10 protein-coding genes are annotated in these 15,380 nt (G+C 55.5%); 3 read left to right on the top strand and 7 right to left on the bottom strand.

Annotation, left to right across the window (positions count from 1 at the left end):
• Positions 1–354: 354 nt before the first annotated feature.
• Both BCM02_RS00270 and BCM02_RS00265 read left to right on the top strand, forming a co-directional pair.
• On the top strand, positions 355–2,418 hold the full coding sequence (locus BCM02_RS00270; protein ID WP_148927061.1) for a GxGYxYP domain-containing protein: 2,064 nt from the start codon (positions 355–357) through the stop codon (positions 2,416–2,418).
• Between the two features lie 138 nt (positions 2,419–2,556).
• Positions 2,557–4,569, top strand: a complete 2,013-nt coding sequence (locus BCM02_RS00265) for a glutaminase family protein (protein ID WP_148927060.1) — start codon at positions 2,557–2,559, stop codon at positions 4,567–4,569.
• 97 nt (positions 4,570–4,666) lie between these two features.
• On the opposite strand, the gene BCM02_RS00260 is transcribed toward BCM02_RS00265, so the two are convergent.
• Complete coding sequence (locus BCM02_RS00260) at positions 4,667–5,440, bottom strand: phytanoyl-CoA dioxygenase family protein (RefSeq protein ID WP_148927059.1); 774 nt, start codon at positions 5,438–5,440, stop codon at positions 4,667–4,669.
• Positions 5,441–5,572: 132 nt separating this feature from the next.
• Between BCM02_RS00260 and BCM02_RS00255 the strand changes: the two genes are divergently transcribed.
• Positions 5,573–6,481, top strand: coding sequence for an AraC family transcriptional regulator (locus BCM02_RS00255; protein WP_148927058.1), 909 nt, complete (start codon positions 5,573–5,575; stop codon positions 6,479–6,481).
• Between the two features lie 78 nt (positions 6,482–6,559).
• Here BCM02_RS00255 and BCM02_RS00250 read toward each other — a convergent pair whose 3' ends face one another.
• From BCM02_RS00250 to BCM02_RS00225, 6 genes are all read right to left on the bottom strand, one after another.
• On the bottom strand, positions 6,560–7,873 hold the full coding sequence (locus BCM02_RS00250; RefSeq protein WP_187433927.1) for a carbohydrate-binding domain-containing protein: 1,314 nt from the start codon (positions 7,871–7,873) through the stop codon (positions 6,560–6,562).
• 254 nt (positions 7,874–8,127) lie between these two features.
• Positions 8,128–9,972 (bottom strand): sensor histidine kinase, encoded by a 1,845-nt coding sequence (locus tag BCM02_RS00245; RefSeq protein ID WP_148927056.1) that lies wholly within the window; start codon positions 9,970–9,972, stop codon positions 8,128–8,130.
• 48 nt (positions 9,973–10,020) lie between these two features.
• Positions 10,021–11,622 carry a response regulator transcription factor gene (locus BCM02_RS00240; RefSeq protein ID WP_148927055.1) on the bottom strand — a complete coding sequence of 534 codons (1,602 nt, stop codon included), beginning with the start codon at positions 11,620–11,622 and terminating at the stop codon, positions 10,021–10,023.
• A gap of 238 nt (positions 11,623–11,860) precedes the next feature.
• A complete protein-coding gene (locus tag BCM02_RS00235; protein ID WP_148927903.1) occupies positions 11,861–12,694 on the bottom strand; it encodes a carbohydrate ABC transporter permease in 834 nt (277 codons plus the stop codon).
• Positions 12,694–13,605, bottom strand: a complete 912-nt coding sequence (locus tag BCM02_RS00230) for a carbohydrate ABC transporter permease (protein WP_246183199.1) — start codon at positions 13,603–13,605, stop codon at positions 12,694–12,696. The genes BCM02_RS00235 and BCM02_RS00230 overlap by 1 nt, the downstream gene beginning before the upstream one ends.
• A gap of 128 nt (positions 13,606–13,733) precedes the next feature.
• Positions 13,734–15,185, bottom strand: coding sequence for an ABC transporter substrate-binding protein (locus BCM02_RS00225; RefSeq protein ID WP_148927053.1), 1,452 nt, complete (start codon positions 15,183–15,185; stop codon positions 13,734–13,736).
• Positions 15,186–15,380: the final 195 nt, after the last annotated feature.

Below are 15,380 nucleotides of genomic sequence, written 5' to 3'. Positions count from 1 at the left end.
ATATTTATATATATAATATATTCTGACCCGGCATTATGCAACTGAAGATCAACCAGATCGGAAACAGGAGCAAAGACTCATCCGTTTATCTTCTAGCGTGACGAACGCCGCAGCATTCCCAACCAACGATGCGTCGCAATACAGGTGAAACTTCATATTTATTGATAACTTTTGTCGAAGCACTTGAATTGTTTATGTAAAATATATTTAATATGCATCAAGGGAATTTCGATGAGACCCGATGTCAAAGCCGCGCTCAAGGAGGTGAGACCGAGGAGCATTCCCTGCTTTTCGATAGGAATAAGGAAGAACTTGTTTGTTTCACCATACCACGATAAATCGAGGTGTTCAATCGTGATTCGAAAGCTAACCACCGTCAGTCTGGCTATCGTATGTACATTGTCCTTCACGATGGGCGCAACGGCGGAGTCCGGCGCTCGACAAGAGACGAATAAGCATGGAAGCAGCATCTCGTGGCCGAAGGACCAAGCGCTCCCGACTTTCGCGAAAGCGAAGCGACTTGAGGTCGCGGACATCTACGATGCGCCCGGCGACGTGAAAATAGTCATGGCCACGCTGCAAGGGATCGTGAACCGCAAGGAACCGCGCCTTTATTTGATCGAGAACACGGAAGAAGGCAAACTCGCTTGGCTCAACGATCTCGACGTTCCTTATCGTGTTCACGACGACTACTGGGATATTCTAAGCAAGTTCAAATCGGAGTTGAAAGGCATCGTCGTCTACGATCCCGACGTCCCCGACTCGATCAATGTCGCCACGACGCTCGCCGGCTTGAATGATGCCGTGGTGGCCAGCCCGGAGCTCGCGGCCAAGCTAACTAGCGCGCCGTATAAACTGAAGGTGTTGGAGGATCTGCGGGGCAAGTTCGAAAACCGGCTGGAAGCCTACACCTGGCAGTTCGAGAACCTGTGGAGCCAGACGACGCATCGGATGCTGATCGGCTTAAGCCCCGATACTTCCATCCGCATTCCGTCCGGACTGCCGGAATCGTTCCGGACGATCGCGGAAGACACGACGCAGGAACGCGATGCCGGCAACCGGAAGGCGTACGATCTCGATCTCTCGGCGTTCCTCGGCCAAGCCGACGTCTACCTCCGTTTCGACGATGCGTTCACGCAGGATGGCTGGGGCAGCGCCGTGCACGAAGTCACCGTCCAAGCCGACGGACAGACGATCGCGCAATTTATTCCGGGCACGCCGGAGGAAGAGCCTTTCCTGTACGATCGTCAACAATCGCAGGTGTCGACCGGCAGCGGCGGCCACCGCTTCGCCGATAACGGCCGGTATTTCGTCTACCGCTTCACTCCGCCGGCCGGCACGAAGCAATTGACCGCATCGGTCGATATGTGGAACCAATATAAGGTTTCCGCCGGGAACCAGCAGCCGCTCTCCTCCGAGCACAAAGAGCCTTACGGCTATCTGCGCGACTATGCGGTCGCCAACAAAGCGATGGTATTCTGGCTCGACTCGAATATACCGGAGCAGCGCGCTCTATTCGAACGCATCCTGTCGGCCGTCGATCCGGGAACGCCGTATTTGGGCTGGTTCAGCAACGATGTCGAGGGCGAATTCAACTCGGTTGAAATTACGTCGCGCCATAGCGTCTACGTTCTGGCCGCCGACTGGTTCAGCAATTTGACCGTCTTCTCCGCCGCGACGAAGAACGCGAAGCCGCCGAAGCCGACCAAGAAGCCGAAGCTCGAGAACAAAATCTATGTCACTTATACGTTCAGCGAGGGCGACAACTTCCAGTACAACCAGCATCGGATGCGGATTCTGTGGGATGATCCGAACCGCGGCAAGGTGCCGCTGAACTGGACGTCCAGCCCGCTCCTCTACGACGGCGCGCCGGCGATTCTGAATCATTATTTCGAGACGGCGACGGACAACGATCTGCTGATCTCCGGGCCTTCCGGCGCGGGCTACTTCTACGCCAATGCTTGGCCGGACAGCACGTTCGCGCCATATCTGAAGCAGACGTACCATTATTTAAAGAAGACCGGCATGACCGTTCCATACGTGCTCAACCGCATCGACGGCCAGAACGTGCCGCTTAGCGAGTCCAAAGCGAAAGCCTATTCGGAAGAATACCGCGCGCAAGGCGTCTTCCTCAGCTGGGAAGACCGCCACGGCATCGAGATCTTGAACGGCGATCTTCCGGTCTCCACGATCCAAGGCATCAGCACCGCCCAGGACGGGAAAGCCGCGCTCGATCAAGCAAAAGCGGGCTGGGACGGCACATCGCCGCTCTTCGTCTCCCTCGGCCTGTTGGCTTGGAGCATGACGCCATCGGATATCGTCGCCCTGCAGGAATCGCTCGGACCGGAATTCGAAGCCGTCCGCGCCGACCACTATTTCGCGCTCGTTCGCGAGGCGAACGGACTGCCGGTCAAATAATGCAGCAATAGCTCTCTCGCGCCTCGTCAGCACGAATATCCGCCGCTATCGGACTAACACGATCGAACCGACGAGACAATCGGACGAGGCAATCTGCCTCCTTCGATTGTTTTGTCCATTTCAAAGGAGGAATTAAACTTGTCAACCGCATTCCGCCCCGCGTCCGTCCCGCTGATTACCGTCGATCCGTACTTTAGCGTCTGGTCGCCGGCAGACCGCCTGACCGACGCGGATACCGTCCATTGGACAGGCAAAAGCAACAGCATGTGCGGCTTGATCCGCATTGATGGTCGCCCCTATCGGTTCATGGGCGCCCCTCTTCTCGCAGAGGCGACTGATGAAGAAGCGCCGCCAGCCATGGCGCAAACCTCCCTAAGGGTAGAACCGCTCACGACCACATACGCGTTCGAAGCCGGCGGAATCGCGCTGGAAGTTCAATTTACGACGCCGCTGCTGCTCGAGGATCTGGATCTGATGTCGCGGCCGGTCACGTACATCGCCGCTCGCGTCCGTTCCGTCGACGGCGCATCTCATGAGGTGAAGCTCTATCTCGATCTGTCCGGCGAATTGTGCGTCCATACGACCGATCAGGTCGTCGACTGGTCGCGCGGTTGCTTGAACGAGACGATTACCGCGCTTCGGATGGGCACTGTAGAACAGCCGGTTCTGGCCCGGGTAGGCGATGATACGCGAATAGACTGGGGGTACGCCTATCTAGCCGTCCTTCAATCGGAGTATGCGGGTGTGGAATCCGTAATCGGATCAAGTGACGCAAGAGGACGATTCGCGAGGACGGGAACGCTGCCGGAACAGGACGACGCCGGTCCATCACGCGCCGTCTCTCCGGATTTGCCGGTCATGGCCGTGACCATGGATTTCGGCCAGGTGGACGCTTCGGCCAAATCCGCCTTTGCCGCGGCCGCCTACGACGACGTGTTGTCGATCGAATATTTCGGCACGCCGCTTCCGGCCTACTGGCGCAGGAACGGGCAATCGTTCGATGATATGCTGGCGTCCGCCTTGACGGAGTATGACAAGATTGCTGCAAGATGCGAGGACTATAACCGGAAGCTGATCGAGGAAAGCACGCAAGCCGGAGGCATGAAGTACGCGGAGCTGCTCTCGCTCGCGTACAGGCAGGCGATCGCCGCGCACAAGCTCGTATGCGACGAGGAGGGAACTCCCTTATTTTTCTCCAAAGAGAACTTCAGCAACGGTTGCATCGCCACGGTCGACGTCAGCTATCCGTCGATCCCGCTGTTCTTACTCTATAACCCCGAGCTCGTCAAAGGGATGATGCGGCCAATCTTCCGTTATGCCGCGAGCGGCGAATGGAGCTTCGACTTCGCGCCGCACGATGTCGGCTGCTACCCCAAGGCGAACGGGCAAGTCTATGGGGAGAACAAACCGGAATACCAAATGCCTATCGAGGAATGCGGCAATATGCTCATCATGGCGGCGGCCGTATGCGCCTATGAACGGAAGGCGGACTTTGCCCGCGAGCATTGGGAGCTGCTGTCCAAGTGGGCGGCGTACTTGAAGACGCACGGTCTGGACCCGGACAATCAGCTGTGCACGGACGACTTCGCCGGGCATCTGGCGCATAATGCCAATCTGTCGGTCAAGGCGATCATCGGTCTCGGCGCCTATGCGCGGCTATGCGACATGTTGGGCGATGCCGAGCACGAAGCGTATGAGCGGACCGCGAAGGAGATGGCTGCCCGATGGGCGGACATGGCCGCGGCCGGCGATCATTACAAGCTGACCTTCGACAGCGCTTCCGAATCGTGGAGCTTGAAATACAATCTCGTATGGGACCGTCTGCTCCGGCTCGGATTGTTCCCGGCCTCCATCGCGGAGACGGAAGTCGCGCATTACTTGGCGAAACAAAATCGGTACGGGACGCCGCTCGACAGCCGCAACACCTATACGAAAGCGGATTGGCTCGTCTGGAGCGCCTCGCTGGCCGCCGCGAAGAAAGAATTCGAGGCCATGATCGCCCCGCTCTGGCTGGCGCAGCATGAGACGAGCAGCCGCGTGCCGCTAAGCGACTGGTACGATACGGCGACCGGGAACCAGGTCGGCTTCCAGAATCGTTCGGTGGTTGGCGGGTTGTTTATCGCGCTGCTTGCGCCCGCGGAACAACCGTAACGCATGGTAGGGAACCGTTGATACAACAAAAAGGATTACTCCGCATTCGCATGCCGGAGTAATCCTTTGATCGTTTATTCGTTCCATTCATCGCACGCTATCGGATCGCGACCTGAGTTTCATAACGACGGAATACCGGGTCTTCGCCAGCGACCATCATGCCCATCCCCCAATCGAAATGCGTCTCCGCGACGGGAGCATCGGCCGGATCCCGGTATTGGAACAGCACGTTGCGGCGCGGTCTGGCGCTGCGGTTCACGTCGGACCCGTGAATGGTCAAATAGTTGAAGAACAGCACGTCGCCGGCTTTCGCGGGCTGCGGCGTACCGAGCGCGATCGGGTATTCGCGATGATCCAGGTAATGCCGGCCGACATGCGGCAGCGGGCCTTCCTTGTGCGAGCCCGGGATGACGCGCAGGCAGCCGTTCTCCTCGTCGGCATCGTCGAGATGGACGCTGGCCGCGAGCATGGAGTGGTTCGCGTGCGGGAAGTATGGATAATCCTGATGCATCGGGAACGCCGCGCCTTTCTCTGGCGGCTTCACCAACATTTTCGTATGATGGAGTTGGACGTTCGGTCCGATCAACTGCTGCAGCACGGCCACCATATTGGGATGCGCGACGGCTCGCGTGAAACAAGCATCGTGAAACTGAAGGTCATGGAATCCTTTCAGCACGAGCTTCTTCAGCTCCTCGGCCGGAATGAAGTCCCCCTGCCAGGCATGGTTGTCATCGAACTTCGCCGCAGCGGCCTTGCGGATCGTCCGCTCCACCGCGCCGCGCATCTGCTCGACCTCCTCCGGGCCGAATACGCCTCGAACGAGCACATACCCATTTTCTTTGTAAAATTCGGCATCTTGCTTAGACAACATAAGCATCTCCCCTTCGTCGCTGGTTGGTCTTCCTTTCGCTTTAATCGTACTTGTTTTGCCGTTTTTCGTATTGTCACCAGCCGAGCATCCTTTTGTCGGATTCGGACATTTTGCGAGCAAGGAGTGCCTGCCTTGGAATACGAGACTTTCGAACAAGCCGCCGATATGCTGCATTCGGCCGTACAAGCGTCGGCCGATGACCAACTTGCGTTCGTCGTCCACTATTGGGGTGCCGCGAAACGGCATCAAACAAACAGCCCCCACAAGCATTCTTTCTACGAAGCCTGCTACGTCCTTGACGGCAGCGGCGAATACGAGGAGGAAGGAACCACGTTCGCTTTGAAGCAAGGGACGCTCTTCCTCTCTCGCCCCCACGTCCTCCATCAAATCCGCAACGAGCGGATGGCGCTGCTCTGGGTTGGCTTTGACCTCCGTCCAGACGGCACCAGCCCGCGATGGCTGGAGCGCTTCGACCGCTTGACCGCGCGCGGCCCGCTGGTGCTCCATCATGCGGACGATACCGCGCTCGTCCACGTATGGCGAGCCCTCTGCCTCTCGGCCTTGCAAGTCGGCGGAGACGAGCAATTCTTGCTCGAGCGCATGACGCATGTCATGTTGGCCATGTTTCCGCAAACTTTCCTCGGCAGCGACGCCCCGCCGATCGCCGGATCGCGCAATGCCGGATCCAAGATTTTGAAGCAGGCCGAGACGTATGTTCGCGACAATCTCGGGCAGCCGCTTCAGCTGGAGGAGGTCGCGACCTATTTCTACCTGTCTTCGCGCCATCTCGCCCGTTTGTTCCGGCAAGAGCTCGGCACGACGTTCACCGCCTATGTCCAGACGCGCCGGCTTCAGGAGGCGGCCCGGCTGCTTCGGGAGTCCGAACTGTCCGTGAAACAAATCGCAGACGCGACGGGATTCGGCACCGTTCATTATTTCACCCGCTTATTCCGCCAACATACCGGCACGCCGCCGGCGCTCTACCGGAAGCTGCAGGGGTGGGCGGATGTTGAACACGTTCAAATCAAAAAGCAGCAGTAGCCGGATTTCTCCGACTACTGCCGCATTTTTCATACTTATTTGCGGGTTGACCCGAGCATCGCGACAGCACACCCGATCCTACCCTTGGCGCATGCCTCTGCCGCCGCCCGCTCCGCCACGGCCCCCGCCGCCATGCGATTGGGTAATTTGCGTGATGGGTTCGCCGTTGACCGTCACGTCGCCGCCGTTCAATCGAGCCGTGCCATCCGCGTCAAAGGCGGAAGATGCTTCTACCTGAATGGTGCCGCCGTTGATGTAAATATCGCCGTTCGCATCGAATGCATCCGTATCGCCGCTAGCCATGCGAACCGAAATCGTACCGCCATTGACTTCGATTGCCACGTTGGAATCGACTTTCTGCGAGGCATTGAGGCCATCGTTGTTCGCATATAACGTAATCTGTCCATCATTTACTTGGATATTGTTCGCCTCGATGCCTTCTTCGGAAGTCTCGATGTTAATCGTCCCGCCGTCGATCTGCACGAGGTTATTGGCCGTGATGGCATCATCGGCAGCAGAGATCGTTAATGCGCCGCCTGCCATATAGATATTGCCCAGGGAAGCATCATCTTCATTCTCTGCATGCAGGGCATCTTTATCCGTATCGATCGTAATCGTGCCATCGTGGATCAAAATGGCATCGTTGGCTTCCAAAGCATCCGCCGTAGAATGAATCGTATATGCGCCTCCGGTAATTTTGAGATCGTCCTTGGACGAGATCCCGTTCCCTTGCCGAGATTCGATGGCCAACGCGCCGGTTCCGTTCAACGTCAAATCCGCTCGAGAGTAGATAACGGCATCCAAATTCGTATCGCCATCCGCCGCATAGCTCCCGGTTACTTCCATGTTGTTCTCGCTGTCCGTTGAGGTTACGAATACTTTATCCGCCGCTTTCACATAGATGGCTGGCGCATCGGCATTCGTAATACTCACGCCGTTCAGCACGATTTGCACTTTCGCCTCGTCGGCCGCCTCGACCACGACCGTCACGTTTTCCGCCGTGCCGCTTAACACGTAGACGCCTTCCTTGCTCAGCGTTACATCTTGATTGCTCTGCAGCTTCAACCGGGTTGCCGCCGTAAGATCAGCCGACTGTTCGAGATCCCGGTCACTGAACAATTCCGTTGCGTCTGTATAAGTCGTTTTCGCTGTAGCTGCCGACGTTTCGATTGACGTTGCGCTTGCGCTTGTCGATGTGCTTTCCGTTACGTCTGACGTTTCGGTTGCCGCCGCGTTTGACGGTGCGTTTAACGACTCGGCCGAGCTTGCGGTTTGCGTCGTTGCGACGGCATCCGTGCTATCGACTTGCGCCTTCGAGCACCCTACCGCCGATACGGTTAGTAATGCCGCCAATGTAATTGCGCCTAGACTTCTCATTTTATTGTTTTTCATCCATAAACACTCCTCGTATAGGAAGTACATTTCGTCCGTGATTGATTGGAGAGCGTGATCGCCGGAGGACTTACCTGTATCCTAACGCCGCGATCTTAAATCTAACTTAAATGAGGGATGCGAAAAAAAAAGCCCTCAAACAGGGCCGTTTGAGGGTTGGATGTAAATGTCCGAAATGACAAACATACCGTTATTGCGATAACCACTTCAGACCGTCAAATCATGTCATGTGAATCGAGTCTTGCAAAAGCCGTCTACCTCCGAAGCGGTATGGTCACCTCCACGACGGTCCCCTCACTTTCCACGGACGTGACATCCAGCTTGCCCGAATCCCCATATAACAGGCCGATCCGTTTGGCCACGTTTTGAATGCCGATCCCTCTGGTTCGTTCCGGCGCAAGAAGCGAATCAACCTGCGGAGCGGACATTCCCTTTCCGTTGTCGCTCACCATGAAGCGCAGTCGCTTACCGTCGCTGCTTCCCGTAATTCGGATTATCCCGCCGTCTCCCTGGGCTTCGAAGCCATGGATGATGGCATTCTCGACGATCGGCTGAAGAAACAGCTTCGGCACTTTGCATTCGCCAGGCAATCCATCTACGTCATATACGACCGTGAATACCCCGCTATAACGGTTCTCCATAATGTGCGTGTAACTGCGCAGCCAGTCGAGATCGTCCCGAAGCGTGACGATCTCCTGCTTGTTGTTCACGGTGAACTGGAGCATCGTCGACAGGCTGACGATCATTTTGCTCATTTCCTTATCGTCCCGGTCAATGGCCATCCAGTTCATGATGTTCAACGTGTTGTACAGAAAATGCGGGTTCAATTGCAAATTGAGCGCCATGATTTCGGCCTCTTTCTCCCGCAGCCTGCTCTCATAGTTCTCCTTAATCAGTTCCTGGATACGTCCGTTCATCTGATTGAACTTCTTGATTAAGATGTGAAATTCGAACTGCGAATGGTCCGTGATCTTCGTGTTGAAATCGCCCGAACCCGTCAATTGAATGGCCACCAGCAATCGCTTGATCGGCTTGGTCAACCAATCGGAGATCATGAACGCGATGAAGATCGCGAGGACAGTCATCGCCGCTCCGGCAACCAGATCCATGTAACGGACCGTCGGCATATTGCGGATCAGCTGTTTATAAGGCACGACCGCAACCGTCACCCAGCCCGTCACTTTCGAGGTATCGTACCCGATGAGCACGTCGCTCCCGTTCTCTTTCACTAACGAAGTGCCGTAATCGGAAGCGAACTCGGTCTTGAACCATCCGTTCGGATCGAGAGCGCCTAACCTGGAGACGTCCGGATGGGTCACGATCAGCCCGTCTTTGGAGACGACATAGAAGTACGTGTCGTCAATAGTCAGACTTTGTTCAACCAGTTTGCTGTAGAAATCCTCCTTGAAATTGATCAGCAGCACCGGGCGTTCGACTGTCCGGGGCCACGTATAGCTGACGCCGTCCATGATGGGGGAACTGTTGATTAATCTTGCGCCCGAGAAGACGAGCCTTAGTTTGGGGTCCATCTCGTAGAGCTGGCTTTGATTATACGCCCGGGTCAAATCATAGGTTGGAATCCATACGAGACTGCCCTGCCGTTCAAGCACTTCCTTATAGACGCTCGATCGAACGAAACCTTCGTGCGAAACGGAGACGAAAGGGGAAGTCGTCGTATAAGGGCCGCTGCCCGATCCGAAGCTGAAGTAGCTGGTCACCAGTTGGGCGGTGTACAAATCCTGATCTTGGCCGAAATATTGATTCAGAATCGCAGACGCCTTCCGATCCATCTGCACGAGTTCCAGATCGCTCTGCGGCCGCGGCCGATTGAACAGCGCGAACAAATCCGGATCCGAGATGAGCGCGATCGTCCGCTCCTCGATATGTTTAAAGAAGATGTCGGTGACCGTGTTATTCTTGCGGACAATCTCTTCAATGCCTTCCCTGGCGTTATCCACGATGATATTCGTGCTGGCCTGATAGCTGATGTAGCCGGTAATAAAGGACGGGATCGTAATGAGCGGCACAAAAAACAGAATCAGCTTCGTTCTCATTTTCATCTGCATGAACCGGTTGTTCAGCCTGCGATAGAATGCCATATGCGCCCCCTGTGACGATAAGAAGTGCGGACCGCTTCGGCAAGCGAGCTACGACTTCAACTGCTTCATTCTTCTGGCTATCGATCGATATTCTTCGGGCGTCAATCCGAATTCCTTCTTGAAGACGCGGTTGAAATACTTCACGTCGTGATATCCGAGCCGCTCGGCGAGCCGATAGACCCGTTCGTCGCTTTGCTCCAGCAGATCCTTCGCTTTCGCGAGCCGAACCTGGGTCAAATATTGACTGAAATTCACGTTCAGCTTGCTCTTGAAATATTGACTGAAATAACTGGCGTTAAAGTGAAATATCGCCGCTACCGATTCCAACGACAAATCATCCATGTAATGCGCGTCGATATAGGCAAGACAATCATGGATCGTATGTTCTTTACGGACTTTCCTCGCTTCGGCGATGGCCGCGGCCAATTCGACAAGCCTGTCGGCCGCCGCCTCTCGCAGTCCATGAAGAGATTGACGTTCGCTCATGGCCGTCATCTTGTCGACCAGCTGCGCGCGCGTGTCCAATCCAAGAAAATCAGCCGCTTCCGCGACCCGGCATAACAAACGAATGATCCATTCCTTGAAGTCCGAAGGTCGGGGATACGCTCCCTTGCCGAGTTGTCGGTCGATGACCGCATCGATAGCTTGTTTCAACCCTTCATAACCGGACTGCTTATGCAGCGCTTCGGTAATCGAGCATTCCTCTTTCGGATCAACCGGTATTGGAAGAGCGGCCCGGAACCGCGCGGCGGCATATCGGAATACCGATCGTCCCTCCGTATAGAACCCTTCTTCGCAAGCGGCTAACGCTTCGGCGAACATGCCGGGAGCCTCCTCCATGAACCTGCCGCCGCGGCCGCTCAACCCCAATCTTACCTCCCCCCGGTCGAGCAATTCTCCTATCCCGCATGCCCATGCTTCTAGCTGGCCATCATTCGGTTCATCCTTGATGAGCGCTACGATGATCTGGCGGTCATGATCGGGCGCGAAAGCAAGGCTGCTCTGGCAGGAACGATGCAGTTCGTCCTGCAGCCATTGGCGAATTCGCATTCGGTGCCTATCGATCTCCCAATCCTTCCGATCGTTCAAGCCTTGAAGCCGACAGACCATGAGATAGCCCTCTTCCGGAATGCCGATCTTCTCTTCCAGATCGGCGCGAACATCCGCGTTCAGCCGCCTATCCAGCAGCCACTCCGTTAAGATGCGATTCTGATAGACCGGGACGATGGATTCCAGCGCAGCGGCCATCGTCGACCGCTCCTGCCATCGGTTCCGCTCCTCCTGAAGACTCTTCTCCGCTCTCTCCAGCACGCTCACGAAATGTTCGATATCGATCGGCTTCAGTACATAGTCGAACGTTCCGAGTCCGATCGCTTTCTGCGCATATTCAAAGTAATTATAGCCGGTCAAATAAATCACTCTTCGCGGTTGCTCGCCCTCCGGCAGCTGTTCCGCGAAATGCAAGCCATCCAAAATCGGCATCTGGATATCGGTGATGATGAGGTGGAAAGGGACCGTCTTGCAAAGCGAGAGCGCTTCTTGACCATTCTTAGCCGTGAATACTTCGTAATGCGGACGCCAGCGTCGAATCAGCTTGGAAAGACCGATCAGATGGCCCGGCTCATCGTCCACTAGTAAAATGGCGTACATCGCGTTTCGCCCCCTTCCTATCTATACTAATTGACAACGTTTTCCGGTGACAATGAGAGTTTCCATATTTTCTCTTTCGCTTCCGCCGACACGAGAGCGCGAACGTTAACGACGTACCTCCCCTGCTCGTCGCCGAGATACCCGGAAAAGGGATGCCCGCTAGGACATCCCTTTCATTACCAACACCGCTATTTGCCTTGAAGCGGCAGCCTTACCACCCTCGCCTCGTCGAAATTCATTACCCCTTCACGCCCGTCATCGCGATGCCTTCGATAAAATGACGCTGGGCGATCAGAAAAATGACGAGCGACGGGATGACGATCACCGCCGTTGCCGCCATCATCAGATGCCATTGCGCGGAGTACGAGCCTTGAAACAACGTGAGACCTTGCATGAGCGTATAATTTTCCTCGGACGTAATGAAAGCAAGCGGGCCGAGGTAATCGTTCCAATTGGCGAGAAACGTAAGGAGGCCGACCACGATCATCGCCTGCTTGGCGATCGGAATGATAATTTGCCAGTAAATCCGGAAGTGGCCGGCGCCGTCTACCTTGGCCGCTTCATCCAGATCGCGCGGAATGCCGAGGAAAAACTGGCGCAGCAGGAAAATGTTGAAGACGCCGCCGCCGAACCAGGCCGGCGCAATGAGCGGCACGAACGTATCGGTCAAATGAAGCGTTTTCCAAAACACGAATTGCGGGATCATGACGACAAAGAACGGAATCATCAGTCCGGTGAGGATGAAGCCGAATATTTTATCCCGCCCGGGCCACTCGATTCGCGAGAAGCTATAGGCGCACACCGAGCTGGAGAATAGCACGCCGACGATAGCCGAACCTGTAATGACCGTACTATTCCAGAAGAAGCGGCCGAAGGGATACGCCTCGAGCGCGGTCGTAAAATTCTCCCACATGAAGGTGTTCGGCAGCAATTTAGGCGGCATTTGGTATAAGTCGCCCATGGTGATCAACGACGTACGCAGCATCCAGTATATCGGGAATAAACAGAACACGCTGCCTGCGATCAACAAGGCATAGACGACGGTCTTTTTCATAACCGATTGCATGTTCATCACTTGGCATTCCCCCCTTCGTAATAGACGAACGACCGGGAGAAGATGAAGATTACGGCGGTGAATAACGCGATCACCGCGAATAGCAGGATGGAGATGGCGCTCGCGCTGCCCATGCGGGAGAACTTGAATCCTTCATTAAACAAGAACAGGACATACATGAGACTGGCATTGTTCGGCCCGCCCTGCGTCATCACCGCCGGTTGCACGAAAGTTTGGAACCCGTTGATGAAGGCGATGACCGTATTGAAGAAAATGATCGGCGAACTCATCGGGATCGTGACGTACAGCAGCTTGTGCAGCGCATTGCCGCCGTCGATCTCGATCGCCTCGTACAGATGGCCCGGAATGCCCTGCAGACCGGCTAGAAAGATGACGATCGTATTGCCCAGCGTCCAGCAGCTGAACAGAATGAGCGTCGGTATGACCGAGGTCGTATCGCCCAGCCATCTCGACTCGGGCAGTCCGATCGAATCGAGCGCATAATTGACGATGCCGAAATCCGGCTGCAGCAGCCACAGCCATACCATGGACGACGCGGCGATCGGGATAATGACGGGCAAGTAGAAGATCCCGCGGAAGATCGCCCTGCCGGCGATTTTCTGGTTCAACAGGATCGCGGCGAAGAAGGACAATATAATGCCGAGCGGGACGCTGACTCCGACGTAATAAACCGTCGCTTTGACCGCCGGATAGAAGAAAGGATCGTCGCCGTTAAATAATCGGGTATAGTTGTCGAAGCCGATCCACTGCGCGGACGAGCCGACATTGTACGAGGTGAAACTCAGGTACAGCGTCGCCAAAATCGGAATGACGACGAACAGCGTATAGCCCAACAAAACAGGCGAAGCGAACAGCAGCCCCCAGCCGAGATCCTTCGGCGGTCGCCTCCGCTTGCCCGCCTGCGGCATCGTCAAGCGTTGCTCGTATGAAGCTACCGTTTTCATATGGCACAGTCTCCAACTCTATTGGAATGGGGGAACCGCAGACGCCCGCTTGCGTGACAGTGCATCTGTACGGTCCCCTTTGCATAAGGCAATTAAGGATTTACATCATAACGTCCTTGGATCTCCGGCTGGATTTTCGCCTCGATGTCTTTCATCGCCTGTTCGGCCGTCTTCTTGCCCAGCCATACTTCGTCCATGCCGGAGAACGTAATCGCATTGATCTTGGAGAAGTTCTTGATGTAATAGGACCCGTTCGGCACGCCGTTGTTCAGCAGGTTGTTCATCATTGCGTCCTTGAAGCCCGCCGGATGCGCCGGGTTGTTCTCCGCCCATTGAACGACGAGCTCCGGATCGGTGTACCACTTCGTCATCGTCGGCATCCACAGCCCGTCGCGGTACAGATCGATCGAGCCCTCTGGATTCTCCAGGAACTTCGTCAGCAGCCAGGCTTCTTCCAGATGCTTCGACGACTTATAGATGACCGAAGCCCCGCTAATCCCCATCGGTACGCTGCGCTTCATCTTAGGAAGCACGCCGATATCGTAATTGACTTTGGCCGCGCCAAGGTCAAGGTTAATCCACTGGCCGTGCATCGACATCGCCACCAGCTTCGACTGCAGCGCAACCGCTTGCGACGGGATCGACTTCATCTGCACCGGAGACGGCGCCACATGATGCACGTTGATCAGGTCGGCCAATCGCTGGATCGCTTCCGTCGCTTCCGGCTGGCTGAAGCCGAATTTACCGTCCTTCGTCACCCATTCGCCTTCATTATTGATGACCGTCGCGTGAATCGGACCATGCCAAGTTTCGAAGGAGACGCCATACTGACGGATTTTGTCCGGATCGAAATCCGGCTCCGTCGCGTTATTGCCGTTCTGGTCGAGCGTCAGCTTCTTGGCCATCTCGACGAATTGGTCCCACGTCCACGCTTCATCCGGCTTCGAAGGCGGGTACTGGAGCTTCGCCTCGTCGAACAGATCCTTGTTATAAAACAGACCGAACGTCTCCCCGGCCGTGCTGATGCCGTATGCAAAATCTTCGGATGACTTAAACCAGATGTAATCCAGGAAGTCCTCCCGCTTCAGCTCCGTGTCCTTATCCAGCAGCTCGAACATGTTGACGAATTTGCCTTCCTTCTGCCAGGGATCCGCCAACTCGCCGTGCATATACCCCAGGTCAGGCGACTCGTTGCCGGCTACCATGGCCGTAATTTTCGCATCGTAATCGGCCTCCGGGATATGGATCGCATCGACGGTAATCCATGGATAATTTTCGGTGAATTTTTTCGTGGCCTTCTCGATGGCCGTCTTCTCCTGCGGGCTTCCCCAATACGTGAATTTCAACGTGACCGGCTCTTTGTCCGGCTCCTTATCAGGCGCCGCCTCCTTGGTTGAGTTGTTCTGCGCTTGACCATTGGAGGCGGTATTGCCTCCCTTGTTTTCCGTTGCGGCGCCGTTGTTGTTCGAACCCGCGCACCCGGCCAGAATCGTCGTGAATAGCATGATTGAAGCGAATACATGAACCGTTTTCAAGATCTTCATATCCTGTACCTCCCCCGTATTTCACGCTTTTGCCCAGCAGCCTTTGCTCCCTTTTAATACTAATGATTGCGCTTTCAGTTGAACATTCTAAAATCTTTATAATCGTGGATTTTCTCGATAAGATCAAGAATCGAACCCTTATAAAAGGCCTTAGCCTGATGAAAATCAGGTCTAAGGCCCGCTAACGATCTTGTT

It is taken from the genome of Paenibacillus methanolicus, assembly GCF_008124765.1.
Taxonomy (GTDB): domain Bacteria; phylum Bacillota; class Bacilli; order Paenibacillales; family Paenibacillaceae; genus Paenibacillus_Z; species Paenibacillus_Z methanolicus.
This window is presented reverse-complemented; position numbering and strand designations above follow the sequence as displayed.